We start from the raw sequence: 23,700 nt of genomic DNA, 5'->3' as shown, positions 1-23,700 counted from the left end.
TGCGGACCGCCCCGGAACGACGGCGCGGCTCACGCCCCCGGCAGATCCAGGATGCGCTTGGCGACGATGCCGAGCATGACCTCGGACGTGCCTCCTTCGATCGAGTTGGCCTTGGTGCGCAGCCAGGCACGCGGGCGGGCGCCCTGCTTGGAGCGCTCGCTCTCCCATTCCAGCGCATCGACGCCGCCGGCCGACATCAGGATCTCATGGCGGCGCTTGTTGAGCTCGGTGCCGTAATATTTCATTGCGGAGGAGAAGGCCGGATGCGCCTGCCCGGCCTTGGCCAGATCGACCGCGCGCTCGGCGCAGGCCGCGAGCGCGGCTTCATCGACGTCGAAGCGCGCGATCTGGCCGCGCAGCATGGCGTCATCGAGCCGCCCCTGCGCATCGGTGCCGACGGAGTCCGCCGCGACCTGGCCGAGCGGTCGCCCGGCGCCGCGCTCGCCCATCCCTGAGATCATCGCGCGCTCGTGCTGGAGCAGATATTTCGCCACGTCCCAGCCGCGGTTGATGGTGCCGACCAGATTCGACTTCGGCACCCGGACATTGTCGAAGAAGGTTTCGCAGAACGGCGAATAGCCTGAAATCAGCAGGATCGGCTTGGTCGAGACGCCCTTCGAGGCCATGTCGAACAGGATGAAACTGATGCCGTCATGCTTCTTCGCGGCGGGATCGGTGCGCACCAGGCAGAAGATCCAGTCGGCGTAATTGGCGTAGGATGTCCAGATCTTCTGGCCGTTGACGATGAAGTGATCGCCGTCGCTCTCGGCGCGGGTCTGGAGCGACGCGAGATCGGAGCCGGCGTTCGGCTCGGAATAGCCCTGGCACCAGCGGATCTCGCCCGCCGCGATCTTCGGCAGATGCTCCTTCTTCTGGGCCTCGTTGCCGTATTTCAAGAGCGCCGGCCCGAGCATCCAGATGCCGAAGCTCGACAGCGGCGGGCGAGCACCGATCCGCGCCATCTCGGCGCGCAGCACCTTGTGCTCGGCGGCGCCGAGACCACCGCCGCCATATTCCTTCGGCCAATCGGGCACGGTCCAGCCCTTGTCGCGCATGCGCTCGAACCAGATGCGCTGCGGCTCGGACGAGAATTTTGCGTTGCGCCCGCCCCAGAACACGTCGGCATCCGACGTTGCGGGCTTGCGCATCTCCGGCGGGCAATTGGCTTCCAGCCAGGCGCGCGTCTCGTTGCGGAATGTTTCGAGATCGGCGGTCTCAGTGTCGCTCATGGTCGTTTCCATCAATCAAAATCGGCTTGTTGGGCGCGACTCTGGGCCAAGCCCCCGCGGAATTCAACCACTTCCGCAGGCGCAGTCGGCTATAATCGCTGCGACGACGGTGCTTGAAAACAAAGAGGAAACGCGAATGCGCCTGACACTTCTTTCGCCTGGCGAAATGAACGAGAGCCAGCGCCAGACCTATGACGAGTCGATCGCGGGAAAGCGCGGCAAGCCGCCGGCGCCGATGATGGCCTGGCTCAACAGCCCGGAAATGGCGCGCCATGCCACCCGGCTCGGCGAGGTGCTGCGCTTCGACACGATCTTCCCGGCAAAGCTCTCGGAGATCGCGATCCTGGTGACGGCGCGGCACTGGACCGCGCATTACGAATGGTACGCGCACAAGCGCCTCGCGCTCGCCGGCGGCATGAAGCCCGAGATCATCGACGCGATCCGCGACCGCCGCACGCCCGAGTTCGACGATCCCAAGGGAAAGATGATCTACGACGTCGCGAAGTCGCTCCATGAGGGCCATGGCGTCGAGAAGGGGCTCTATGATGAGGCGGTCAAGGTGCTCGGCGAACGTGGTGTCGTCGAGGTGATCGGGCTGTGCGGCTACTACACGCTGGTGTCGATGACGCTGAACACCTTTGAGTTCGAGCTGCCCGACGGCGAGGTGCCGGAGCTCTCTTAAGTTTTCCATCCGGAAACGATGGGTTTCGGGATGGGCGATAGCACTGTCCCGAGGCCCGCCTTATGTGGAGGTCATCAAAGGAGCTGCCACATGTCGCAGAACCAAGCCGTCGCCGCCGATACCAGGATCGGCCACGTTCATCTCAAGGTCGCCGATCTCGATCGCGCGCTCGGCTTCTATTGCGGCGTGCTCGGCTTCGAGCTGATGCAGCGCATGAGTTCGGGCGCCGCCTTTATCTCGGCCGGTGGCTATCATCACCACATCGGGCTCAACACCTGGGAAAGCAAGGGCGGCTCGCCGCCGCCGCCCGGCACGACCGGGCTCTTTCACACCGCGATCCTCTATCCGACGCGCTCCGCGCTGGCGGATGCGCTGCATCGCGTGCTGTCGGCCGGCATTGCGCTCGACGGCGCGAGCGACCACGGCGTCAGCGAGGCGCTCTACTTGCGCGATCCCGACGAGAACGGCGTTGAGCTGTACTGGGACAAGCCCAGGGAGCAATGGCCGTTCGGGCCGGACGGCAAGCTCGCGATGTTTACCAAGCGGCTGGACGTGGAGGCGTTGCTGAAGCAGCGGGAGGGGTGATCTCCGCTCTCTCCCGTCATTGCGAGGAGCAAAGCGACGAAGCAATCCATCCCTGCACGGCAAGACTCTGGATTGCTTCGCTGCGCTCGCAATGACGGAGTTTGTTGAGGCCCCGTCGCGTCTATTTCAACTTGGCGGGTGGCCTCCCCCGCACCATGATCAGCGCTGCGGCGATCACCTCCAGCGCGATGCAAAGGTAGAACGGCAGCGAATAGCCGCCGGAGATATCGCGCAGGAAGCCGACGACGCCGGGGCCGAATGCGTAGGTCACCTGGTTGATCGCGGTGTTCAGGCTGATCAGCACGCCGAACGCGGCACTGTCGAACTCCTGCTGCACGATCAGCGAGGGCAGCGTGATGAGGTTGCCGACCGAGAAGCCGAACACCGCGCAGGCCGCGATCAGCACATAGTCATTATGCAGGTTGATGACGACGAGAAGGGCCGCCGCCTGGCTGAGAAACGACAGCGCGGCGGCCAGGCGCTGATCGAGGCGGTCGATCACCAGCGAGAACAGCACCCGGCCGACCACGGCCATCGCCGTCAGCACCGCGACGGCGACCGCCGCCCGCTCGCGGCCGATCACGGGATCGAGGAACGAGATCAGGTGCACGATGAAGCCGACCTGGGCGAACAGCACCAGGGCGAAGGCGATCGTCACCGTGAGGAAACCGACGTCACGCAACGCCCATGCGCGGATCTGGGACGAGGATTGCAGTTTGGCCTTCGTCCTCGCGTGCCAGCCATGGTGATCGGGCGGGCGGCCGACGAGAAGGAGGATGACCGGCACGAGCAGCACCAGCATGGCGCCGGCGGCGGCATACATCGCGCTGGCGAAGCCGACATGGCCGATCAGCGCCACCAGCAGCGGCACGCCGACGATGCCGCCAAAGCTGGCGCCGTTCAGCGCGAGGCTGATCGCCATTCCGCGCTTGTTATCGAACCACAGGCTGATCGTGTTGGTGATCATGGCGAGACTGGTACCGGCCCAGCCGAAGGCGAGCACGGCGTTCGCGAGATACAGCTGCCAGGGCTCGCGCACCGCGCCGATCGCGACCGCGGCCGCCGCCATCGCCAGCGTGCCCGCAATCAGACAGATGCGCGGACCGTAGTTTCGCACGGCTTCGCCGACGAAGACGACGAGCAGCGCGCCGAACAGGTAGAAGAACGTCGTCCCTGCGGAAACCAGCGTGGTCGGCCAGCCCCGCGCGCGCTGGAGTTCGGCGACATAGACGCTCTGGCCGTAGAAGCCGAGACCCCAGCCGAAGGTGGCGAGCAGGAAGCAGACCGCGACGATGCGCCAGCCTTCGTAGCGGACGGAGGATTCGTCGATTGTGGGCTGTTGAGGATTATCAAGCATTGCCGCTTACTCCGTCATGCCCGGCTGTCCCGCCTGCGCGGCCATGACGACATCTAGCCAGCCCTCACCAGAAAATCACTTCGACCCGGATCGAAGTGTCAACGATGCTGACAGCCTCCCGCCAACCTAGACCGCATCCGGGAACTCGCCCATGGCCGCGTCCAGGCGCGCCTTGCGGCGGCGAGCCCAGGAGACCAGCGAGAGCACGGCAAGACCCAACACAACAGGCGGGAACACCACCAGGTTCACCGCCGACCAGCCGTAATTGGCGAGCAACTGGCCGGAGGAGAACGAACCGATCGCCATCATGCCGAACACCAGGAAATCGTTGAAGGCCTGCACCTTGTTGCGCTCCTGCGGCCGGTGCGTCTCCAGCACCAGTGCGGAGGCGCCGATGAAGGAGAAATTCCAGCCGACGCCGAGCACGACCAGCGTCGCCCAGAAATGCATCGCGGTGAGGCCGGAGAGGCCGATGCCGGCGGCGCCGGCTTCCAGCAGCAGGCCGGCGGCCACGATCTTCGGCGCGCCGAAGCGGGCGATCAGCGCGCCTGTGAAGAAGCTCGGGCCGTACATCGCGACGATGTGCCATTGCAGGCCGAAATTCGAATCGGAAACGCTGAGGCCGCACATCTTCATGGCGAGCGGCGCCGAGGTCATCACCAGATTCATCATGGGATAGGAGATCACGCCGCACAGCGCCGCCGCGATGAAGCGCGGCTGGGTCACGATGGTGAGCAGCGGCCGGCCGCCATGCAGATCGGCCGGCGCGGGCTTGGGCATGTCGACGCCGGCAACGATGCCCATGGCGACGAGCGCTACCGCGGCCTGCACCAGGAAGCTGAAGGCGAACAGATAGGGCTGCCAGACGTCCATGGTCCATTGCACGAGCTGCGGACCGAGCACGCCGGCGAACACGCCGCCCGCCATCACCCAGGACACCGCCTTTGGGCGGTAGGCCGCGCTGGCGCCGTCGGCGGCGGCGAAGCGGTAGGACTGCGCCACAGCGCCGTAGAGGCCGCCGAGGAAGGTCGCGACACAGAACAGCGCGAACGAGCCGTGCAGGATCGCGAACGAGCCGAGTAGGCCAGTGAGCGTGCCGAGGCCCGTGCCGATGACGAAGGCCACACGGCGACCGAAGCGGCGCGAGATCGCGCCGGTCGGCAGCGTGCCGGCAGCGAGCCCCACCACATACATCGAGATCGGCACGGTCGCGAATGAGATATCCGGCGCAAGCGTGGCGCCGACGATCGCACCGGTGGCGAAGATCACCGCCGAATTGGCGCCGGTCAGCGCCTGCGCGGCGGCAAGGCGCACCACATTGGCACGCGCGCGGGTATCGTCGGCGATCTCATTGACGGCAGTGACGTCCAACATCGGCATTTCCGCCCCAAGGGCTCACGAGGGCTCTGTTGATTCCCGGCACTATGGAGGGGCGCGGAAAGGTGGGCAACCGGCGCAAACGGGCGCAGGCCATGCCCCCGACGCAATCGGACGGATGATAACGGACTGCGCCCTTGACGACTTGAGTTCGATCAAATCCTATCCGCCGCCACTTGCTGGAGTTTCGTTCATGACCGTCGACGACAGGCCCACGCTCAGCGCTCCCGACGACGATCCCTGGCTGTGGCTGGAGGAGATCGAGGGCACGCAGGCGCTCGATTTCGTCGCGCGGCAGAGTCAACTCACGCTCGCCGCATTCGGCGGAGCGGCCTTCGAACGCGACCGCGACATCCTCGCAGCGATCTATGACCGTCCGGACAACATTCCCTATGTCAGCCGGCGCGGCAACGATCTCCACAATCTCTGGAAGGATGCCAATAACCCGCGCGGCCTGTGGCGACGGACGACGCTGGCGGAATTTCGCAAGGCCGATCCGGCATGGGAGACCATGCTGGACATCGACCAGCTCGCGACGAGGGAAGGCGAGGACTGGCTGCTCAGCGGGATCGCCACGATGCCGGGAAGCTCGCGGGCGATCCTCAGCCTGTCGCGCGGCGGCAGCGACGCCGTCACCTTGCGGGAATTCGACCTCGTCGCAAAAAGTTTCGTGCCGAACGGCTTTGCGCTGCCGGAAGCCAAGGGCGGCGTCGACTGGCTCGATGCCGACACGCTGCTGCTGTCGAGCGCGCACGGCGAGGGCATGGCGACGAGCTCGGGATATGCGCGAACCGTTCGCCTCTGGCGGCGCGGCCAGCCCGTCGATCAGGCGCAGGTGATCATCGACACCGCGACCGATCACATGACGATCCATGGCAGCGTCGACGACACCGGTGCGGCGCCGCGCGTCTGGATTATCGACCAGATCGACTTCTTCAATCATGCGGTCTGGCTGCGCGATGCGAGCGGTGCGACGACGAAGCTCGATCTGCCGACCGGAATCTGGATGCAGGCGCATGGCGACTGGTTCGCGATGAAGCTGCGCAAGGACTGGACGGTCCAGGGCCGGACCTATGCCACCGACACCGTGCTCGGCATCTCACTCTCGGCGTTCCTTGCCGGCAGCCGTGATTTTGCGATCCTGTTCGAGCCGGCGCCGCGACGCGCGCTGCAGGGTTTGTTCTGGGCGGCCGGAAAGCTGGTGCTCTCGATCCTCGACGAGCTCAAGCCGCGTTTCGAGATCTGCACACCATCCGCGACGGGCTGGAGCCGCAAGACGCTTTCCGGCCTGCCACAGATCGGCGTCGTCGACGTCTGGCCGCTCGATCGCCATCCCTCCGAAAGCAATGGCGACCTGCTCGCCAATGTGCAGGATCCGCTCACGCCGCCCTCGCTGCTGCTGATCGAGCGCGGCGTCGCCAGCCCGGCCGTGCTGAAGCAGGCGCCGAAGACGTTCACCGCCGACGGCCTCGTGGTGACCCAGCACGAGGCGATCTCGATCGACGGCGAGCGCATTCCCTATGTGCAGACCGGGCCGGCCGGCGAGACCGGCGATGCGCCGGTCTATATGAGCGCCTATGGTGGCTTCGGGCTTGCCGTGAAGCCGTATTACAACGCCTCGCTCGGCAAGCTGTGGCTGGAGCGCGGCGGCACCACGGTGCAGGCGAATTTGCGCGGCGGCGGCGAGTTCGGCACGCGCTGGCACGATGCCGGCCGTCTCGCCGGCAAGAAGCTGTCGCACGACGATTTCGCCGCGGTCGCGGCCGATCTCGTCCGCCGCGGCGTCACGACCGCAAAACGCATCGCCGCGCAGGGCGGATCGAACGGCGGCATCCTGATCACCAACATGCTGACGCGCTATCCCGAGCGCTTCGGCGCGCTGTTCTGTACCATCCCGCTGATCGACATGCGCCGCTACACGAAGCTGCTCGCGGGCGCGAGCTGGATCGCGGAATATGGCGACCCCGACAAGCCCGAGGAATGGGAGTGGCTGAAGACCTATTCGGCCTATCACAACGTCAGGCCGGGGCAGGTCTATCCACCGATCCTGATCGCCACAACGCGGCGCGACGACCGCGTCCATCCCGGCCACGCGCGCAAGATGGCGGCGAAGCTCCAGGCGATGGGCTTCGAAGCCTGGCTCTACGAGCCGGAAGCCGGCGGCCACGGCTACGGCAAGGACAACAAGGAGCGCGCCGGCTTCGAAGTGCTGGGCTATCGGTTTTTGAAGGAAAAGATCGGGTGGCGGGATGGCGACTAGCGTTAGGAGTGCGGACGTCTCCACATCGTCATGGCCGGGCTTGACGACCTTCTAGCGCGCGAACACCAGCGTGAGATTGTTCGCCGGCATATCGATCGTATCGACGAGACGAAGGTCCGCGCCCCGCGCGAGACTCTCGACGTCGGCGATGTCGCGCACGCCCCATTCGGGATTGCCTTCGCGCAAGGAGGTGTCGAACACCGCATTGCTGAGCGCGGTGTGCTTTCCGTCGCGCTTGAAGGGGCCGTAGAGGAACAGCTTGCCGTCAGCGCGCAGATAGCGACCTGCGCCGGCGAACAGGCCTTCGGCGACGACCCAGGGCGCGATGTGGATGACGTTGGCGCAGAACACGGCCGCGAGGCTCGTCGGCCCCTGCCCGCTCTTCATCTCCGGGCACCAGTGGGGATCGGTCAGGTCGATCCGCAGGGGTGAGCGGATGTTCGGCAGGCCCGCATGCACGCGCCAGGCTTCGATGCTCTTGAGGTGCCGCTGGTTGAGGTCGCTCGGCCACCAGACCAGGCCGGGCGTGTAGCGCGCGAAATAGACGACGTGCTGGCCGGTTCCACTGCCGAGTTCCACCACGTTGCCGGCAGCGCCGGCGAGATGCTTCTCCAGCGCCGCCCAGATCGATTCGTGATTGCGATGGAAGGCCGGTGCGTCGAGCCGGCCATCCGGCTCGACTCGTCCGCCGTCCCTGCCAAATTCGACGACATATTCAGCCAAGTGACGTCCCCAAAAATGTGAACCAAAAATGTGAATCAGAAAAGACGGCCATGACGGCCGCGCGTTCGAGAATAATCTGCTAGCTCCAGCCCATCTGCTGAACGAACTATCTCATCAGTTGCAATGCGCGGGATATTAACCCCATTTTGCCGCCTGCATAGTCTTGATTGTCAGGCGATGCCCGTTGTGCTTTTGAACAATTCCATAAATGAGATCATCGACATAACGCTTCGGGACGATGCCTTGACCGCCTTTCCTTGCAAGTCCGCCGTACTGGTTGCACTGGCCTTCCTCGCCGGCGCCGCCGTGGCTCCGGCGGGAGCACAGTCCAGCGCGACCGAGGGCCGGAAACTCGCTTTCGACCGTGGCAAGGGCAATTGCCTGACCTGCCACGTCATCAAAGGCGGCGACCTGCCCGGAACGATCGGGCCGGAACTGAAGGACATCAAGGAAAAATACCCCGACCGCAACGAGCTGTTTGCCATCATCTTCGACGAAACCAAGCGCAATCCGCAGACCATGATGCCGCCGTTCGGCCGAAACCGGATTTTGACCGACCAAGAGATCAACGCGATCGTTGATTTTCTGCAGACCCTGTAACGGCCGCCAGGAGAACCCAGATGACCACGACCACCGGCCCTCATCCGACGCGGCGCCTGATCCTTCAGGGCGCGGCCAGTGTCGCGCTGCTCGGTCTCGGCAATCTGCCGTTCGGCGCCGCTCCCGCGCGCGCCGCAGCCAACGACAAATATCCGGAAGAGGCGTTCAAGCAGAAGAACGAGGCCGATGCGATCAAGGCCCTCTATGGCAAGACCGCGGAGCCGTCGGACAAGGTCAAGTTGGATGCGCCGGAGATCGCCGAGAATGGCGGTGTGGTGCCGGTGTCGGTGACGACGTCACTCGACAAGGTCACCTCGATCTCGTTCTTCGTGGCCGAGAACCCGAACGCGCTCGCGGCGAGCTACAAGATTCCCGACGGCACGACCCCTGCTGTCGCCAACCGGCTGAAGATGGCCAAAACCACCAAATTGACCGCGATCGTGGAAGCCGACGGCAAGCTCTACAGCGCGACCAAAGAGGTCAAGGTCACCGTCGGCGGTTGCGGCGGTTAATCGAGGCAGTTCGACATGGCATCCAGCATTCGCGCGCGCGCAACATCCAACGGCGATATCACCGAGGTGCAAACGCTGATTCAGCACCCCATGGATACCGGCTTGGTCAAAGACTCCAGGGGCGAGCTGATTCCGGCTCACTTCATCCAGGAGCTGAAGTTCGAATGTAACGGCAAGGAGGTCTTCGTCGCCAATTGGGGCACCGCGGTCTCCAAGGATCCCTACGTCAAGTTCAGCTTCAAGGGTGCCATGAAGGGCGACGAGCTCAAGATTTCCTGGACCGACAACAAGGGTGCGTCGGATACGACCACCGCCAAGATCGCGTGATGAAGGCCCGCCTCTCGTTCCTGCTCGGCGCGGTGTGCGTCGCGCTCGTCGCATTCGCAACCGCGTCTCCGCGCGTGGTCGCAGCGGACAAGGTCGATCCCGTCGCCGACGCCAGGGCGTTCCAGAACTTCTTCTTCCAGAAATTTCCCAACGTGATGCACGAGGATTTCGTCAACGGTCCTTATTCCATGAACGAGGACATGAAGCGGCAGTGGCAGGAGAAGGAAGAATTCCCGCCCTACGAGTTCGCGCTCGACGCCGGCAAGGAGATGTTCTCGACTCCGTTCAAGAACGGCAAGACCTATGCCGACTGCTTCCCGAATCGCGGCATCGGCATTCGCCAGAACTATCCGTATTTCGACACCGGGGAAGGCAAGGTCGTCACGCTCGAGCTCGCGCTCAACCGATGCCGCGAGGCCAATGGCGAGGCACCCTATTCCTACGTCAAGGACGAGATGGCCTCCCTCACCGCCTACATGGCCTACACCTCGCGCGGCAAGCCGATGGACATCAAGATTCCCGATGACCCGCGGGCGCTCGAAGCGTTCGAGAACGGCAAGCGCTATTTCTACACGCGGCGCGGACAGATGAACTTCTCCTGCGCAAGCTGCCACGTGCAGAGCCCGGGCGAACGCATCCGCGCCGAGGTGCTGGCGCCCGCGCTCGGCATCCTCAATGCGATGCCGATCTACCGCTCCGAATGGAGCGGCATGGGCACCACCAGCCGCCGCTTCGTCACCTGCAACAGCCAGACCCGCGCGGTTCCGCTGGAGCCGCAATCGGACGAATATCGCGACGTCGAATATTTCCTGTCCTATGTCGCCAACGGCCTGCCGATCTCCGGGCCGGGAGCAAGGCCATGAAGCGGTCGTTTCCGATTGTCATGCTGCTTGCGCTGAGCTTTGCGCCGGCAGCGCGCGCGGCAAACGAGGCGGATTTCAAGGCGGCCTATGCTGCCGCCGAAGCGGCCGCCAAGGAGGCGGCCGGGATGCGTAACCAGTGGACCGTGACGGTATCCGCGCTGGCGACGGCCAGGAGGGCGGCCGATGGCGGCGATTTCGACCGCGCCGTAGCTGCGTCGAAAGAGGCCGAGGCGCTGGCCAAGGCGTCGATCGTCCAGGCCACGTCCGAAAAAGAAGCCTGGAAGGCGATGGAAATCCGCTAGACTGACAGGGTCTGTGGAACCGTTTCGCCGTTGATCAAGAGGCGCGGAGAATTCTGATGGCCATCCGCCGCCGCGATTTCCTGAAGAGCGCAGGCCTTGCCGCCGCATCTCTCAGCCTGCCGCGGCTCGCGCGCGGCGCCGACACCGCGAGCATCTATGACGTCGAGCGGTTCGGGAATGCGCGGATCCTGCACATCACCGACACGCACGCGCAGCTCAATCCGGTCTATTTCCGCGAGCCCAGCGTCAACATTGGCGTCGGCGAGATGGCGGGACGGCCGCCGCATCTGGTCGGACAGGCTTTCCTGGAGCGGTTCGGCATCCGTCCCGACAGCGCCGATGCCTACGCTTTCACCTGCCTCGAGTTCGAGAAGTCCGCGGGACGCTTCGGCAAGCTCGGCGGCTTTGCCTATCTCAAAACCCTGGTCGACCGGTTGCGCGGCGATGTCGGCGAGAAGCGGTCCCTGCTGGTCGATGGCGGCGATCTCTGGCAAGGCACCGGCCTTGCCAACGTCATGGAGGGCCGCGACATGGTCGAGGTGGCCAACCTGCTCGGCATCGAGGCGATGACCGGGCACTGGGAGTTCACCTATGGCGAGCAAGTGTTGCGCGACAATCTCGAGCGCTTCAAGGGCGAGTTTCTGGCGCAGAACGTGTTTCTGACCGAGGAGGCCGCGTTCAACGACGCCCCTGCCTTCGACAAGGCCACGGGGCGCGTGTTCCAGCCCTCGATGATCAAGGACCTCGGCGGCCATCGCGTCGCGATCGTCGGCCAGGCCTTCCCTTACGTGCCGATCGCGCATCCCAAACGGTTCACGCCGGACTGGACCTTTGGCATCCGCGAGGAGGAGCTGCAGAAGCACGTCGACTCCTTGCGCAACGCCGACAAGGCCGATGCCGTCATTCTGCTGTCGCACAACGGCATGGATGTCGATCTCAAGCTTGCAAGCCGCGTCACCGGGATCGACGTCATCCTCGGCGGCCACACCCATGATGCCGTGCCACAGCCGATCGCCGTGAAGAACGCCAGCGGCACCACGCTCGTCACCAATGCGGGCTCAAACGGAAAATTCCTGGCCGTGCTCGATCTCGCGATCGACAAGGGCAGGGTCAGCGACATTCACTATCATCTGCTGCCGGTCTATTCCGAACTGCTGAAACCGGATCCTGCCATGGCCGAGTTGATCGGGCGGCTACGCGCGTCGCATGTGAGCGACTGGTCGGAGACGATCGCAACGCCCGACCGCCTGCTCTATCGGCGCGGCAATTTCACGGGGTCCGTCGACGAGCTGATCTGCACGGCGCTGCGTAGCGAGCTCGATGCCGAGATCGCACTGTCGCCGGGCTTCCGCTGGGGCGTCACCGCGCTGCCGGGCCAGCCGCTGACCATGGAGGATCTGCTTGCGGAAACCGCGATCACCTATCCCGAGACCTATGTGCAGGAGATGACCGGCGCACAGATCAAGGACGTGCTGGAGGACATCTGCGATAACCTCTTCAACGCCGACCCCTACTACCAGCAGGGTGGCGACATGGTGCGCACCGGTGGGCTCAGCTACACCTGCACGCCGGATGCTGCGATCGGGACACGTATCTCCGAACTGAAACTCGGTAACGGCAAGGCGCTCAACGCCGGCCACCGCTACAAGGTCGCTGGCTGGGCCTCGGTCAACGGCCAGCAGGGCGCGCCGGTGTGGGAGGTCGTCGGCAAATATCTGCGCTCGGGCCGGATCATTCCAGAGCGGCTCGGCTCCGGTGTCACGCTGAAAGGCATCGAGGGTAATCCAGGCATTGCGGGACAGGGATAATGTGGCCCCGACTCTCATCCGCGATCATGCTGGCACTGCTCCTCTGGGCAGCGATTGCGCCAGCTCGTGCGCAACAGGTACCGCTTCAGGACAAGCCGTTCGCGGAGCACAAGGTCGTGCTCCAGCTCTCCGATGGCGATCCGAAGAAGCAGGCGCTGGTGCTCAGCGTCGCCAACAATCTGCTGAAGGCCTATGACCCCGACAAGATCGCGATCGAGGTGGTGGCGTTCGGACCGGGTATCGACTTGCTTCTTGCCGGCAGCGAGCGCCGCAAGCAGGTCGAGAGCCTGATCGCACAAGGCGTGCGCTTCGACATCTGCCTCAACACACTCGACACGATCGAGCGGGAGTCCGGAAAACGTCCTGAGTTCATCCCGGCCGCCACGCCGGTCCAGGTCGGGGTCGGGCAGATCCTGTTCCTGGCGGCGAACGGGTACATAGTGGTGCGCCCGTAGAGCTTCCCCGTCATTCCGGGGCGATGCGAAGCATCGAACCCGGAATCCCGAGATTCCCGGTTCGGCTCTTCGGGCCGCCCCGGAATGACAGTTGGCGCCGCAACAAAAATCTTCTAAATATTGCCGATCGCACAGTGAATTGCTTCTCTTTCTATCCCCCGGCGTAGTAGAATTGTCGAAATCAGTTCCACTGCCGGACTTCCTGCCATGATCTTTCGCCAGCTCTTCGACAGCGTTTCGGGCACCTACAGTTATTTGCTTGCGAGCCGCCCCGGCGGCGAGGCGCTCATCCTCGATCCCGTGCTGGAGAAGGTCGACCGCTACTGCCAATTGCTGCGCGAGCTCGACCTCAAGCTGGTCAAGGCGGTAGACACGCATCTGCATGCCGACCACGTCACCGGCCTCGGCGAGCTGCGCGACCGCACCCATTGCATGACCGTGATGGGCGACCAGACCAAGGCCGACGTGGTCGCGATGCGGGTCGCGGACGGCGACAAGGTGACGATCGAGGGCCTGTCGCTCGACGTGATGTACACGCCCGGCCACACCGACGATTCCTATTCCTATCTGATGGGCGACCGCGTTTTCACCGGCGATACGCTGCTGATCCGCGGCACCGGCCGCACGGATTTCCAGAACGGCTCGTCGCGCGCGCAATACGATTCGATCTTCAACCGCCTGCTCAAGCTGCCGGACGAGACGATGGTGTTCCCCGCCCATGACTACAAGGGCGACACCGTCTCCACCATCGGCGAGGAGAAGCGCTACAATCCGCGGCTCCAGGTGCGCTCGGTGGACGAATATATCGAGTTGATGGCCAACCTGAAGCTGCCCAATCCGAAGATGATGGACGTGGCAGTGCCCGCCAACATGCATGTCGGCCTGCATCAGGAAGAGCTCGAGAAAGAAGGCCGCGCGCTCAGCGCGACCGAGGCGATCCGTTCGCTGGGCCGACCCGACATCCTGCTGGTCGATCTGCGCGAGAGCAACGAGCGCGCCAAGCACGGCATGCTCGAAGGTGCACTGCATACGCCCTACCAGTCCGTGGAGGAGAGCCTCAAGCCCGGCGGCATGCTGCGTGAGGTCGTGGCTGCCACCGGCCGCCGTGTGGTGTTCTTCTGCGCCTTCGGTGAACGCTCGGCGATGGCGGTGGCCGCCGCCAAGGCGGCCGGCCTGTCCAACACCGCGCACATTGCCGGCGGCATCGACGCCTGGAAGAAGGCAGGCGGGCCGGTGCTGCACTGAACGGCGATCGACTTGCGATAGGTCAGGCGCGGCAAGCCTTTTCCGGATAGGATGGAGTTCAGCATCACCATCCGGGACCAATCATGGCCAAGACTGGCAAGCCAGGCGAGCCGCCCAAGATCGCCGAGAACAGGCCGGCGGACGACAAGGCGAAGAAGCCTCTGCCGCCGCGCGAGATCGATGACGACGATTACGAGGACGGCGATATCGCAACGCCGAAGCGCGACCGCTACGGGCCGGACGACGACCCGTTGTGAGGCGGTGCTGGCCGATTGAATGCAGCTGGCACAACATCCTCCATTGCGTCGAGGTGAAGGCGTAACGGCATCCTCACGCCCCGCCCGCACTACCAGCCATGCGCCTGCGTTCATGGACAAATAACCGCTCTCCCCGATAGTTTGCGCCTCCATCGGGAGTGAAACGGAACTGCAATGGTCGACGTTCTCGCCGCACCGCAGCAAGGCAAGGCGGACAGCGCGCTACGCACGCTGACGGGAATCTCGATCGCGCATTGGGTCAGCCATTTCCATCTGCTGGTGCTGCCGATGCTGTTCCCGTTTCTCAAAAGCCAGCTCGGCGTCGGCTATATCGAGCTCGGCTTCGCGCTTACCGTGTTTGCGGTAGTGTCCGGCCTGACGCAGGCGCCGACGGGCTATCTGGTCGACCATTTCGGTGCGCGCAGGATTTTGCTGGCCGGGTTGACACTCGGCGGCGTCGCGCTGATCCTGCTCGGGCTGCACCTCAGCTACGCCTCGCTGATCGCCTGCGCCGTGCTGCTCGGCCTCGCCAACAGCGTCTACCATCCCGCCGATTACGCAATTCTGGCCGAGCACATGGACGAGGCGCGGATGGGCCGCGCCTTCTCGATCCACACCTTTGCCGGCTTTCTCGGCGGTGCGGTGGCGCCGGCCATCGTCGCAGCGCTCGTCACATTGTCCGGTGGCGCTGGAGCGCTGATCGCGTCCGGCGCGATTGGGGTCGGAGTGGCGCTGCTGCTGATCGTCATGAGCATTCCGGACGCCGGCGCGCACAAGACAAAGCCCGGCAGCGCGAGCGCGCCAAGACAGGCCGTCATCACGCCGGCGCTGATCACGCTGACCGCGCTGTTCATGCTGCTGAGCCTGTCCGTCGCCGGCATCAACAATTTCGGCGTGGTGGCGCTGATGAGCGGCTACGGCGCCTCTTACTCCGCCGCCAACATCGCGCTGACGGCGTTCCTGGGCGCAAGCGCCATCGGCGTGCTCGCAGGCGGTTTTCTCGCCGACCGCACCGAGCGTCACGGTTATGTCGCGGCTGCCTGCTTTGCGGCCAACGCGGTGATCGTGTTGGTGATCGCGCTCGTCACGCTGCCCGGCTGGGCCCTGACCGCCGCAATGATGGCCGCAGGCTTCCTCTCCGGTGTGATCGCCCCGTCCCGCGACATGCTGGTGCGCAACGCGGCACCTCCCGGCGCGGCCGGGCGCGCCTTCGGCATCGTCTCCACCGGTTTCAATCTCGGCGGCATCGTCAGCCCGCTGCTGTTCGGCTGGATCATGGACCAGAGCGCGCCGCATTGGGTGTTCGGCGCGTCCGTGGTCTTCATGGTGGCGACGGTGGTGCTGTCGCCGTTCACGGAGCGGAAGCCAGCGAAGGCGTAGCTACAAACTCAGCTGTCGTCCCTGCGAACGCAGGGCCCCATAACCACAGGGAGCAATCGTCGCGCGAAGTTGGTAGCTCCGGGTCTTCGCAAAACATCTGCCTGCGGTTATGGATCCCGGATCTGATCTGCACTTCGCTTGTCCGGGACGACGGATAGAGAAAAGCAAAACAAAGCGGGAAGAAACACCATGACCACTCCTGATCTCGTGATCCGTGGCGGCACCGTCGCGGACGGAAGCGGCGGCGAGCTGTTCGAGGCTGATGTCGCCATTACCGGCGGCAAGATCAGCGAGGTCGGGAAGGTCTCCACGAAGGGCAACGAAGAGATCGACGCGCGCGGAAAACTGGTGACGCCGGGTTTTGTCGACGTCCACACGCACTACGACGGACAGGTCACCTGGAGCCAGGACATCACGCCGTCCTCGCAGAACGGCGTCACCACGGCGATCATGGGCAATTGCGGCGTGGGCTTCGCGCCGTGCAAGCCTGATGACCACATCCGCCTGATCCAGCTCATGGAGGGCGTCGAGGACATTCCGGAGCCGGTGCTGAGCGCCGGCATTCCCTGGGCCTGGGAGAGCTTTCCGGATTACATGGGCTGGCTCTCCAAGCGCGATTTCGACATCGATGTCGGCGCGCAACTGCCGCATGCGGCGCTGCGCGTCTATGTCATGGGCGAGCGCGGCGCGCGCCGCGATCCCTCGACCGCGGAGGACAATGCGGCGATGGCGAGGCTCGCGGGCGAGGCGGTACGCTCGGGCGCGCTCGGCTTCTCGACCTCGCGCACGCTCAATCATCGCACCTCGACCGGCGATTTCACACCGACGTTGAAAGCAGGCGAGGACGAGCTCACCGCGATTGCCGGCGCGATGCACCGTGAGGGCCGCAGCGTCCTGCAATTCGTGCTGGATCTCTCCACCATCCACGAAGATTTGCCGATGATGCTGCGGGTCGCAGACTCGACGAGATGCCCGATCTCGTTCTCGATCACGCAGAACGACAAGGCACCGCAGCGCTGGCGCCAGACGCTGGACGAGATCAATGCGGCAGCGCGGCGCGGCCTCTCCATCACCGCGCAGATCGCGGCGCGCCCTGTCGGGCTCTTGCTCGGGCTCGAACTCTCGCGCAACCCTTTCCAGACCCATCCGAGCTACAGGGCGATCGCCCATCTGCCGTTGCAGGAGCAGCTGGCGCGGCTGCGCCAGCCCGATGTACGCAAGGCAATCCTGAGCGAGACGGCGACCGCCACCGACGATCCGCTGTTCTTCCGTCCCAACTACGACAAGATGTTCCTGCTCGGCGATCCCCCCGACTACGAGCAGCCGCCGGAGAACGCGCTGGGACCGCAGGCGCGCAGACAGGGACGTCAGCCGGAAGAGCTCGCCTATGAAGCCATGCTGTCGGACGAGGGCCGCGGCATGCTCTACGTGCCATTCCTGAACTATTCCGACGGCAATCTCGATGCGACACGCGAGATGCTGCTCGATCCGCAATCGGTGCCGGGCCTGTCCGACGGCGGCGCACATTGCGGCATCATCTGCGATGCGAGCTTTCCGACCTATCTGCTGACGCACTGGACGCGTGACCGCAAGCGCGGCGAGAAGCTCACGATCCCGTTCGTGGTCGCGGCGCAGTCGCGCAAGACCGCGCTCTCGGTCGGCCTCACCGACCGCGGCCTGATCGCGCCGGGGTACAAGGCCGACGTCAACGTGATCGACTACGACCGCCTGCATCTGCATCCGCCGAAGGTGCATTACGATCTGCCGGTCGGCGGGCGGAGATTGCTGCAGGATGTCGACGGCTACGACGCCACCATCGTTTCGGGCGTCGTGACGCGGCGACATGGCGAGGCGACGGGACGCCGGCCGGGCAAGCTGATTCGCGGTGCGCAGGGCTTGGCGAGCTAAAGCATGATCCGGAAAAGTGTGCAGCGGTTTTCCGAAAAGACCATGCTCAAACAACAACCTGAGGCGCGATGACGATCCATCCTGATCTCATCGCGCTTTAGCGCGGCGTTACCGCTTACCCTTCCTGGAGGGCAAGAACGGCCCTTACGTCGGCGACACCGCGCCCTTCAGTGCCGCCGCCTGCGGAGCGGCACCGCGCGTCAGCCTGGCCCTCTCCGTGTTCGGCCAGAGCAGCAGAAGACCGAGCAGGCCGGAGCCGACCATGATCACGGCATTGATGGTGAAGCCGGTCATGTAGCCGTCGATCGTGCTGCCGGCACGCTGGATCGTGGCCCCCATCACGGCCGGCGCGATGATGCCGGCGAGCGTGTAGAGCGCGCCGTAGATCGCGAGAACCGCGCCGCGCTGCGAGGTCGGAGTGAACTCGCCGAGCATGGGCGGGCAGACGACATAGATCGCCCCGCACAGGCCCGAGCCGACCACGAGCAGCGCGATCTGAAGGCCCGCGCCCTGGACATGCGGCATCATCGCGAGGATCAGCCCCCCGATCACCAGCGGCACCGAGCCGAGAACGCCGCGGGCCACACGGGTGTTGTAGCCGCGCGCCATCATCACCTGAGAGATCCAGCCGGTCAGCATGACGATGGTGGCGCCGAACACCCAGGGAAGGATCGAGATGAAGCCGGCCTGGCTCTGTGAGAAGCCGAGCCCCTTGACGATGAACGGCGTGAACCAGGTCAGGCCGAGCGATAGCGCCCAATAGGCGCCGAAGGTTGCGGCGACGCAGCCGATGAAGGTGCGCGAGGTGAGAAGCCGCAAGTAAGGGATCTTCGGCTCGGCCGCGGCCGCGACTTGCGTGTCCTCCAGCGGTCCTTCCTTGCCGAGCGCAAGCCAGGCCGCAACCCAGATCAGGCCGACGATGCCGAGCGCACCGAAGGCATAGTGCCAGGAATGGTTGACGATGATCCAGTTCAGCGCCGGCACCGCGAGGATGACGCCGAAGGCCGAACCCTGTGACAGGATCGCGGTCGGCAGCGTACGCTTCTCGTCGGGGAACCACTTGTAGATCGCGTGCGCGGCAACCGAGAAGGCCGGGCCTTCGCCGGCGCCCAGCACGATGCGGCAGATCAGGAGCGTGGTGAAGGAGACGGTGCCGACCATCGGAAATTGCGCCAGCGCCCAGATGACGGCCAGAGCAAGCAGCACCCAGCGTGTCGGCACCTTGTTAACGATGAAGCCGACCACGATGGCCGAGATCGAGAACAGGAAGAAGAACGAGGACCCGAGCAGGCCGAATTGCTCGGCGCTGAGCTTCATGTCGGTCATGATCGGCACGCCGGCGAGACCGACGACGATCTTGTCGGCGAAGTTCACCACCATGAAAAGAAAGAGGAGAAATGTAACGGTCCAGGCGCCCTTCGGCGTTGCCTTGGATTCCCCTGCCGTCCTGCCCGCCACCGCTGGCGTTCCCTGAGCGCTCATGAATCTCCCCGAATGTCTTCTTGGCACTTTCTTGATTTGGCCGTCTTGGAAGCTAACAACGGCTTAGGAGGCAACGCAACGGGCATTTCCGCAGCAAGTGTGCTACGCAGCAATTGTCTCAATTCCGTCCGGCGCCATTCATCGTGCTGAGCATCAAGAATCTCTCCAAGACGTTCTCCTCGGCTGGTGAGCCGGTCCACGTGCTGCGCGGCGTCGATCTCGAACTCAGCGCCGGCGAGCGCGTCGCATTGACAGGCGAGTCCGGCAGCGGCAAGAGCACATTGTTGCACCTGGTCGCGGGGCTCGATGCCGCCGATGGCGGCACGATCCAGCTGGCGGACATCGAAGTCACGAAGCTGTCGGACGCGGGTCGCGCGAAGTTGCGGCGCGACCGCATCGGCCTGGTCTTCCAGCAATTCAACCTGATCCCGAGCCTCTCCGTCGCGGACAATCTCGCCTTCCAGGCGCGGATCGCCGGCCGGCATGATACGGCCTGGACCAAGGAGCTGGTCGAGCGGCTCGGACTCGGAAGCCTGCTCAAGCGTTATCCAGAGCAAATATCGGGCGGCCAACAACAACGGGTCGCGATCGGCCGGGCGCTGGCGACAAAGCCCTCGCTGCTGCTCGCGGACGAACCGACCGGCAATCTGGACGAAGCCACCGCCGAGGACGTGCTGGCGCTGACGCGCGACCTGGTCGAACGCACCGGCTGCGGCTTCCTGATGGTGACACACAGCCTGCATCTGGCCGCAACGCTCGACCGCCACCTCACCCTGCATGCGGGACGCATCGCATGAGGCGTGCGCTCTGGGTCCTCGCGGTGCTGCTCAGCCATTGGCGGCGCCACAAGATGCAGTTCGCCACGCTGCTGATCGGGCTGATCGCGGCGACCGCGCTGTGGAGCGGCGTGCAGGCGATCAACCAGCAGGCCCGCAACGCCTATGACCGTGCCGCGGCGACGTTCGGCGGCGTGCGCACGGCGATGCTGGTTGCGCCAAATGCGGCAACCTTTTCCCAGGAACTGTTCGTCAAGCTCCGGCGCGCGGGCTGGCCCGTCTCGCCGGTGCTGGAGGGGCGGGTCCAGATCAACGGGCGCTCGGTGCGGCTGCTCGGCATCGAGCCCGTGACCCTGCCGGCGGATGTCGGCAACGCGCCGCGGCTCGGCGCCTCGGATCTGAGCCGCTTCGTCGCGCCACCCGGCCAGACGCTGGTGGCGCGGGAGACGCTGGCCGATCTGCAGGAGGCGGAAGGCGCGGCGCCGGCAATCAGCAACGGCGCAAGGCTGCCGCCGCTGCGCGTGCTGGCGCAGCTCGTGCCCGATGTGCTCGTGGTCGATGTCGGCGTGGCACAGCGCCTGCTCAACAAGCCGGACCAGGTGTCTCGGCTCCTGATCGGCAAGCCGAAGGGCACGCCGGCGCCGCTGGCCAGCGTCGTTGGCGACCAATTGCAGCGGGTCGAGCCGGATGCCGAAACGGAGCTGGAGCGACTCACCGATAGTTTCCATCTCAACCTCACGGCGTTCGGCCTGCTCTCGTTCTTCGTCGGGCTGTTCATCGTCAACTCGGCCGTCGGGCTCGCCTTCGAGCAGCGGCTGCCGATGCTGCGCACGCTGCGCGCCTGCGGCGCGTCGGCGCGGCTGGTCAACACGGCGCTGGTGGTCGAGCTCGTGGCGCTGGCGCTGATCGCCGGGCTGATCGGGCTCGTCTGCGGCTATTTCATTGCGGCTGCCTTGCTGCCCGACGTCGCCGCTTCGCTGCGCGGGCTCTACGGCGCGCAGATCCCGGGGCAGCTCAGCTTGCGGGGCGAATGGTGGCTGGCCGGCATCGGCATCAGCATCGCCGGCGCACTGGTGGCGGCCGCGACCAGCCTGATCAAGGCGATCAGGATGCCGGTGCTCGCGACCGCGCAGCCGCGAGCCTGGCAGCAGCAGCAGCGCCGCTGGCTGGTCCTGCAAAGTGCTGCGGCGTGCGTGGTGTTCGCCGTCGCGCTGCTGCTGCTCCAGTACGGGCAATCGCTGATCGCAGGCTTTGGCGTGCTCGCGGCGCTGATGTTGGGTGCGGCGCTGATCCTGCCGGCCTTCCTCGACATCGTCCTGCTCATCGGTCAGCGCTGGGCGAAGGGCCCGCTGGCGCTGTGGTTCTGGGCGGACAGCCGGCAGCAGCTCTCCGGATTGTCGCTCGCGCTGATGGCGCTGCTGCTCGCCCTCGCCGTCAATGTCGGCGTATCCACCATGGTGGAAACGTTCAGCCGCACCTTCATCGGCTGGCTCGACGGGCGGCTTGCCGCCGACGTCTACATCAGCGCGTCCGACAATGCGCGGGGTGTCGCGATCCAGAACTGGCTCAAGGAACGCGCCGAGGTGCAGGCCATCCTGTCGGGCGGACGTGCGGAGGCGCAGGTGCAGGGGCAGCCGGTGGAGTTGCTCGGCCTGCCCGATCACGCGCTCTATCGCGAGCGCTGGCCCCTGCTGGAAGCCGTGCCGCGCGCCTGGACGCGGCTCGTACCCGGCAATGCCGCCTTCATCAGCGAGCAATTGAGCCGCCGGCTGAACGTGCGGATCGGCGACGTCGTCGAGGTCCCGGCGCCGGGCGGAACCTGGGAGCTCGACATCGTCGGCATTTATGCCGATTACGGCAACCCCAGGGGGCAGCTCACGGTGAATGTCGCCGCCCTGATCCGGCAGTTTCCACAGACGCCGCAGACGCGAATCGGCCTGATCGTCGCGAGGGAGAGCATCCCCGGCCTGATCGCGGCCCTGCAGACTCAGTTCGGGCTCGACGACCGCAGGGTCGCCGACCAGGCGACGGTGAAGGCGGAGTCGATCCGCATCTTCAAGCGCACCTTCGCGGTGACCTCGGCGCTGAACGCCTTCACGCTCGGCGTCGCCGGCATCGCGCTGCTGACCAGCCTGCTGACGCTGGCGAACTCCCGCCTGCCACAGCTCGCACCACTCTGGGCGATCGGCATCACGCGGCCGCGCCTTGCCGCGATCGAGCTGACCAAGACGCTCTCGGTCGCGCTGTTCACATCCCTGCTGGCGGTGCCGCTCGGCCTGCTGGTGGCGTGGTGCCTGATCGCCATCGTCAATGTGAAGGCATTCGGCTGGCGGCTGCCGTTTCACGTGTTTCCGCTGCAGCTGGTCGAGCTGGTCGCGGTCGCGCTGCTTGCTTCGCTGGCGGCCGCCCTGCTGCCGATGCTGCGGCTGGCGCGGATGCAGCCGGCGAGCCTCGTCAAGGTGTTTGCCAATGAGCGCTGAAGCAATCTCGCGGCGCGTTTTCGCCGGCGGCATGGTCGCGCTCGCCCTCGCGCGCCGCGCGGGCGCGCAGGGCTATGCCGGGCTCGGCGAGACCGCCGACGGCTTTGCGAAAGTGACGCCGGGAAAGCCGTTCAGCTTTCCGGCCGATCACGGGCCGCATCCCGAGTTTCGGATCGAGTGGTGGTATCTCACGGCAAACCTCGTCGATGGCGGCGGCGCGGCGTGCGGCCTGCAATGGACCTTGTTCCGTCAGGCGGCGCAGCCGGGCCCGCAAGGCGAGGGCTGGGCCAACCAGCAGGTGTGGATGGCGCATGCCGCCGTGACACGGGTCGACACCCACCGCTTCAATGAAACGTTTTCACGGGGCGGCGTCGGGCAGGCCGGCGTCACGGCAAAGCCGTTTGCAGCCTGGATCGACGATTGGGAGATGAAAGGATCTGACCGCACCAGCGACGGCACGCTGGCGCCATTGACGCTGAAGGCATCCGGCACCGACTTCAGCTATGCGCTCATCCTCGAGGCCGATCGTCCGGTGGTGCTGCAGGGCGACGGCGGCTACAGCCGCAAGTCGGAACGGGGCCAAGCGTCCTATTACTACAGCCAGCCGTTCTACCGCGCGCGCGGTACGCTCACGATCGACGACAAGCCGGTCGATGTCTCGGGCCAGGCCTGGATGGACCGGGAATGGAGCAGCCAACCGCTCGATGCCGACCAGACCGGATGGGACTGGCTGTCGTTGCATCTTGCGTCCGGCGACAAGCTGATGCTGTACCGGCTGCGTCAGAAGGACGGCCAAAGCCATCCGTTCGGCAACTGGATCAGCGCCGCCGGCGAGACGCAGATGATTGCGGACACGGATATCCAGATGATGCCGAAGGGCACGGCGGACGTGACCGGACGCAAAGTGCCGGTGGAATGGCAGATCGCGATCCCGTCGCGATCGTTCTCGATTGCATGCAAACCGCTCAACCCCAAGGCCTGGATGGGGACCGGCTTCTCCTATTGGGAAGGACCGATCAGCTTTGCCGGCTCGCATGACGGCGTTGGCTATCTCGAGCTGACAGGGTATTGAAGCGCGACCTCTTCGAAGGG

General features: G+C 65.2%; 22 protein-coding genes. 17 read left to right on the top strand and 5 right to left on the bottom strand.

Features of this window, described 5'->3' with window-relative positions; genetic code table 11:
• Positions 1-29: 29 nt before the first annotated feature.
• A complete protein-coding gene (locus ACYCVF_RS18995) occupies positions 30-1,229 on the bottom strand; it encodes an acyl-CoA dehydrogenase family protein (protein WP_459598831.1) in 1,200 nt (399 codons plus the stop codon).
• Positions 1,230-1,365: 136 nt separating this feature from the next.
• Between ACYCVF_RS18995 and ACYCVF_RS18990 the strand changes: the two genes are divergently transcribed.
• Positions 1,366-1,911, top strand: a complete 546-nt coding sequence (locus tag ACYCVF_RS18990; protein WP_459598829.1) for a carboxymuconolactone decarboxylase family protein — start codon at positions 1,366-1,368, stop codon at positions 1,909-1,911.
• Positions 1,912-2,001: 90 nt separating this feature from the next.
• The gene (locus ACYCVF_RS18985; protein WP_459598827.1) at positions 2,002-2,496 is read left to right on the top strand and encodes a VOC family protein; all 495 of its coding nucleotides are present in this window, start codon (positions 2,002-2,004) and stop codon (positions 2,494-2,496) included.
• A 121-nt stretch (positions 2,497-2,617) separates the two neighbouring features.
• Here ACYCVF_RS18985 and ACYCVF_RS18980 read toward each other — a convergent pair whose 3' ends face one another.
• Both ACYCVF_RS18980 and ACYCVF_RS18975 read right to left on the bottom strand, forming a co-directional pair.
• A complete protein-coding gene (locus ACYCVF_RS18980; protein WP_459598825.1) occupies positions 2,618-3,853 on the bottom strand; it encodes an MFS transporter in 1,236 nt (411 codons plus the stop codon).
• 126 nt (positions 3,854-3,979) lie between these two features.
• The gene (locus ACYCVF_RS18975) at positions 3,980-5,227 is read right to left on the bottom strand and encodes an MFS transporter (RefSeq protein ID WP_459598823.1); all 1,248 of its coding nucleotides are present in this window, start codon (positions 5,225-5,227) and stop codon (positions 3,980-3,982) included.
• Between the two features lie 196 nt (positions 5,228-5,423).
• On the opposite strand from ACYCVF_RS18975, the gene ACYCVF_RS18970 reads away from it, so the two are divergent.
• A complete protein-coding gene (locus ACYCVF_RS18970; RefSeq protein WP_459598821.1) occupies positions 5,424-7,490 on the top strand; it encodes a prolyl oligopeptidase family serine peptidase in 2,067 nt (688 codons plus the stop codon).
• A gap of 51 nt (positions 7,491-7,541) precedes the next feature.
• On the opposite strand, the gene ACYCVF_RS18965 is transcribed toward ACYCVF_RS18970, so the two are convergent.
• On the bottom strand, positions 7,542-8,213 hold the full coding sequence (locus tag ACYCVF_RS18965; protein WP_459598819.1) for a DUF938 domain-containing protein: 672 nt from the start codon (positions 8,211-8,213) through the stop codon (positions 7,542-7,544).
• 273 nt (positions 8,214-8,486) lie between these two features.
• Between ACYCVF_RS18965 and soxX the strand changes: the two genes are divergently transcribed.
• The 11 genes from soxX (at position 8,487) to ACYCVF_RS18910 (ending at position 17,870) form a co-directional block, all read left to right on the top strand.
• Positions 8,487-8,813 (top strand): sulfur oxidation c-type cytochrome SoxX, encoded by a 327-nt coding sequence (gene soxX, locus ACYCVF_RS18960; protein WP_459599678.1) that lies wholly within the window; start codon positions 8,487-8,489, stop codon positions 8,811-8,813.
• Positions 8,814-8,833: 20 nt separating this feature from the next.
• Complete coding sequence (gene soxY / locus ACYCVF_RS18955) at positions 8,834-9,325, top strand: thiosulfate oxidation carrier protein SoxY (RefSeq protein ID WP_459598817.1); 492 nt, start codon at positions 8,834-8,836, stop codon at positions 9,323-9,325.
• 15 nt (positions 9,326-9,340) lie between these two features.
• Positions 9,341-9,652, top strand: a complete 312-nt coding sequence (gene soxZ / locus ACYCVF_RS18950) for a thiosulfate oxidation carrier complex protein SoxZ (RefSeq protein ID WP_459598815.1) — start codon at positions 9,341-9,343, stop codon at positions 9,650-9,652.
• Positions 9,652-10,515: a sulfur oxidation c-type cytochrome SoxA gene (gene soxA, locus ACYCVF_RS18945; protein ID WP_459598813.1), complete on the top strand. Its 864-nt coding sequence runs from the start codon at positions 9,652-9,654 to the stop codon at positions 10,513-10,515. The genes soxZ and soxA overlap by 1 nt, the downstream gene beginning before the upstream one ends.
• Complete coding sequence (locus ACYCVF_RS18940; RefSeq protein ID WP_459598811.1) at positions 10,512-10,817, top strand: hypothetical protein; 306 nt, start codon at positions 10,512-10,514, stop codon at positions 10,815-10,817. The genes soxA and ACYCVF_RS18940 overlap by 4 nt, the downstream gene beginning before the upstream one ends.
• A gap of 56 nt (positions 10,818-10,873) precedes the next feature.
• Positions 10,874-12,625 (top strand): thiosulfohydrolase SoxB, encoded by a 1,752-nt coding sequence (gene soxB / locus ACYCVF_RS18935; RefSeq protein ID WP_459598809.1) that lies wholly within the window; start codon positions 10,874-10,876, stop codon positions 12,623-12,625.
• The gene (locus ACYCVF_RS18930) at positions 12,625-13,080 is read left to right on the top strand and encodes a DsrE family protein (protein WP_459598807.1); all 456 of its coding nucleotides are present in this window, start codon (positions 12,625-12,627) and stop codon (positions 13,078-13,080) included. Before soxB ends, ACYCVF_RS18930 begins: the two co-directional genes overlap by 1 nt.
• A gap of 207 nt (positions 13,081-13,287) precedes the next feature.
• Entirely contained in the window at positions 13,288-14,325 is a 1,038-nt protein-coding gene (locus ACYCVF_RS18925) for an MBL fold metallo-hydrolase (protein WP_459598805.1), read from the top strand.
• A gap of 83 nt (positions 14,326-14,408) precedes the next feature.
• A complete protein-coding gene (locus tag ACYCVF_RS18920) occupies positions 14,409-14,582 on the top strand; it encodes a hypothetical protein (protein WP_459598803.1) in 174 nt (57 codons plus the stop codon).
• Positions 14,583-14,756: 174 nt separating this feature from the next.
• A complete protein-coding gene (locus ACYCVF_RS18915; protein WP_459598801.1) occupies positions 14,757-15,962 on the top strand; it encodes an MFS transporter in 1,206 nt (401 codons plus the stop codon).
• A 189-nt stretch (positions 15,963-16,151) separates the two neighbouring features.
• Positions 16,152-17,870, top strand: a complete 1,719-nt coding sequence (locus ACYCVF_RS18910) for an N-acyl-D-amino-acid deacylase family protein (RefSeq protein WP_459598799.1) — start codon at positions 16,152-16,154, stop codon at positions 17,868-17,870.
• Positions 17,871-18,014: 144 nt separating this feature from the next.
• On the opposite strand, the gene ACYCVF_RS18905 is transcribed toward ACYCVF_RS18910, so the two are convergent.
• Positions 18,015-19,352, bottom strand: a complete 1,338-nt coding sequence (locus ACYCVF_RS18905) for an MFS transporter (RefSeq protein WP_459598797.1) — start codon at positions 19,350-19,352, stop codon at positions 18,015-18,017.
• Positions 19,353-19,495: 143 nt separating this feature from the next.
• Between ACYCVF_RS18905 and ACYCVF_RS18900 the strand changes: the two genes are divergently transcribed.
• Genes ACYCVF_RS18900 through ACYCVF_RS18890 form a run of 3 tightly spaced genes read left to right on the top strand, consistent with a single transcriptional unit; the run spans position 19,496 to position 23,680 of the window.
• The gene (locus ACYCVF_RS18900; protein ID WP_459598796.1) at positions 19,496-20,149 is read left to right on the top strand and encodes an ABC transporter ATP-binding protein; all 654 of its coding nucleotides are present in this window, start codon (positions 19,496-19,498) and stop codon (positions 20,147-20,149) included.
• Complete coding sequence (locus ACYCVF_RS18895; protein ID WP_459598794.1) at positions 20,146-22,608, top strand: FtsX-like permease family protein; 2,463 nt, start codon at positions 20,146-20,148, stop codon at positions 22,606-22,608. The genes ACYCVF_RS18900 and ACYCVF_RS18895 overlap by 4 nt, the downstream gene beginning before the upstream one ends.
• Complete coding sequence (locus ACYCVF_RS18890) at positions 22,598-23,680, top strand: lipocalin-like domain-containing protein (protein ID WP_459598792.1); 1,083 nt, start codon at positions 22,598-22,600, stop codon at positions 23,678-23,680. The genes ACYCVF_RS18895 and ACYCVF_RS18890 overlap by 11 nt, the downstream gene beginning before the upstream one ends.
• Positions 23,681-23,700: the final 20 nt, after the last annotated feature.

The organism is Bradyrhizobium cedriense (genome assembly GCF_054602315.1).
This window is presented reverse-complemented; position numbering and strand designations above follow the sequence as displayed.

Bases quoted from the DNA above. Each gene is read 5' to 3' on its own strand.
- ACYCVF_RS18905 (WP_459598797.1), bottom strand. From the start codon at position 19,352: ATGAGCGCTCAGGGAACGCCAGCGGTGGCGGGCAGGACGGCAGGGGAA.
- soxB (WP_459598809.1), top strand. From the start codon at position 10,874: ATGGCCATCCGCCGCCGCGATTTCCTGAAGAGCGCAGGCCTTGCCGCC.
- ACYCVF_RS18895 (WP_459598794.1), top strand. From the start codon at position 20,146: ATGAGGCGTGCGCTCTGGGTCCTCGCGGTGCTGCTCAGCCATTGGCGG.
- soxZ (WP_459598815.1), top strand. From the start codon at position 9,341: ATGGCATCCAGCATTCGCGCGCGCGCAACATCCAACGGCGATATCACC.
- ACYCVF_RS18940 (WP_459598811.1), top strand. From the start codon at position 10,512: ATGAAGCGGTCGTTTCCGATTGTCATGCTGCTTGCGCTGAGCTTTGCG.
- ACYCVF_RS18925 (WP_459598805.1), top strand. From the start codon at position 13,288: ATGATCTTTCGCCAGCTCTTCGACAGCGTTTCGGGCACCTACAGTTAT.
- ACYCVF_RS18990 (WP_459598829.1), top strand. From the start codon at position 1,366: ATGCGCCTGACACTTCTTTCGCCTGGCGAAATGAACGAGAGCCAGCGC.
- ACYCVF_RS18970 (WP_459598821.1), top strand. From the start codon at position 5,424: ATGACCGTCGACGACAGGCCCACGCTCAGCGCTCCCGACGACGATCCC.
- ACYCVF_RS18995 (WP_459598831.1), bottom strand. From the start codon at position 1,229: ATGAGCGACACTGAGACCGCCGATCTCGAAACATTCCGCAACGAGACG.
- ACYCVF_RS18910 (WP_459598799.1), top strand. From the start codon at position 16,152: ATGACCACTCCTGATCTCGTGATCCGTGGCGGCACCGTCGCGGACGGA.
- ACYCVF_RS18985 (WP_459598827.1), top strand. From the start codon at position 2,002: ATGTCGCAGAACCAAGCCGTCGCCGCCGATACCAGGATCGGCCACGTT.
- ACYCVF_RS18920 (WP_459598803.1), top strand. From the start codon at position 14,409: ATGGCCAAGACTGGCAAGCCAGGCGAGCCGCCCAAGATCGCCGAGAAC.
- ACYCVF_RS18975 (WP_459598823.1), bottom strand. From the start codon at position 5,227: ATGTTGGACGTCACTGCCGTCAATGAGATCGCCGACGATACCCGCGCG.
- ACYCVF_RS18915 (WP_459598801.1), top strand. From the start codon at position 14,757: ATGGTCGACGTTCTCGCCGCACCGCAGCAAGGCAAGGCGGACAGCGCG.
- ACYCVF_RS18980 (WP_459598825.1), bottom strand. From the start codon at position 3,853: ATGCTTGATAATCCTCAACAGCCCACAATCGACGAATCCTCCGTCCGC.
- ACYCVF_RS18890 (WP_459598792.1), top strand. From the start codon at position 22,598: ATGAGCGCTGAAGCAATCTCGCGGCGCGTTTTCGCCGGCGGCATGGTC.
- soxA (WP_459598813.1), top strand. From the start codon at position 9,652: ATGAAGGCCCGCCTCTCGTTCCTGCTCGGCGCGGTGTGCGTCGCGCTC.
- soxY (WP_459598817.1), top strand. From the start codon at position 8,834: ATGACCACGACCACCGGCCCTCATCCGACGCGGCGCCTGATCCTTCAG.
- ACYCVF_RS18930 (WP_459598807.1), top strand. From the start codon at position 12,625: ATGTGGCCCCGACTCTCATCCGCGATCATGCTGGCACTGCTCCTCTGG.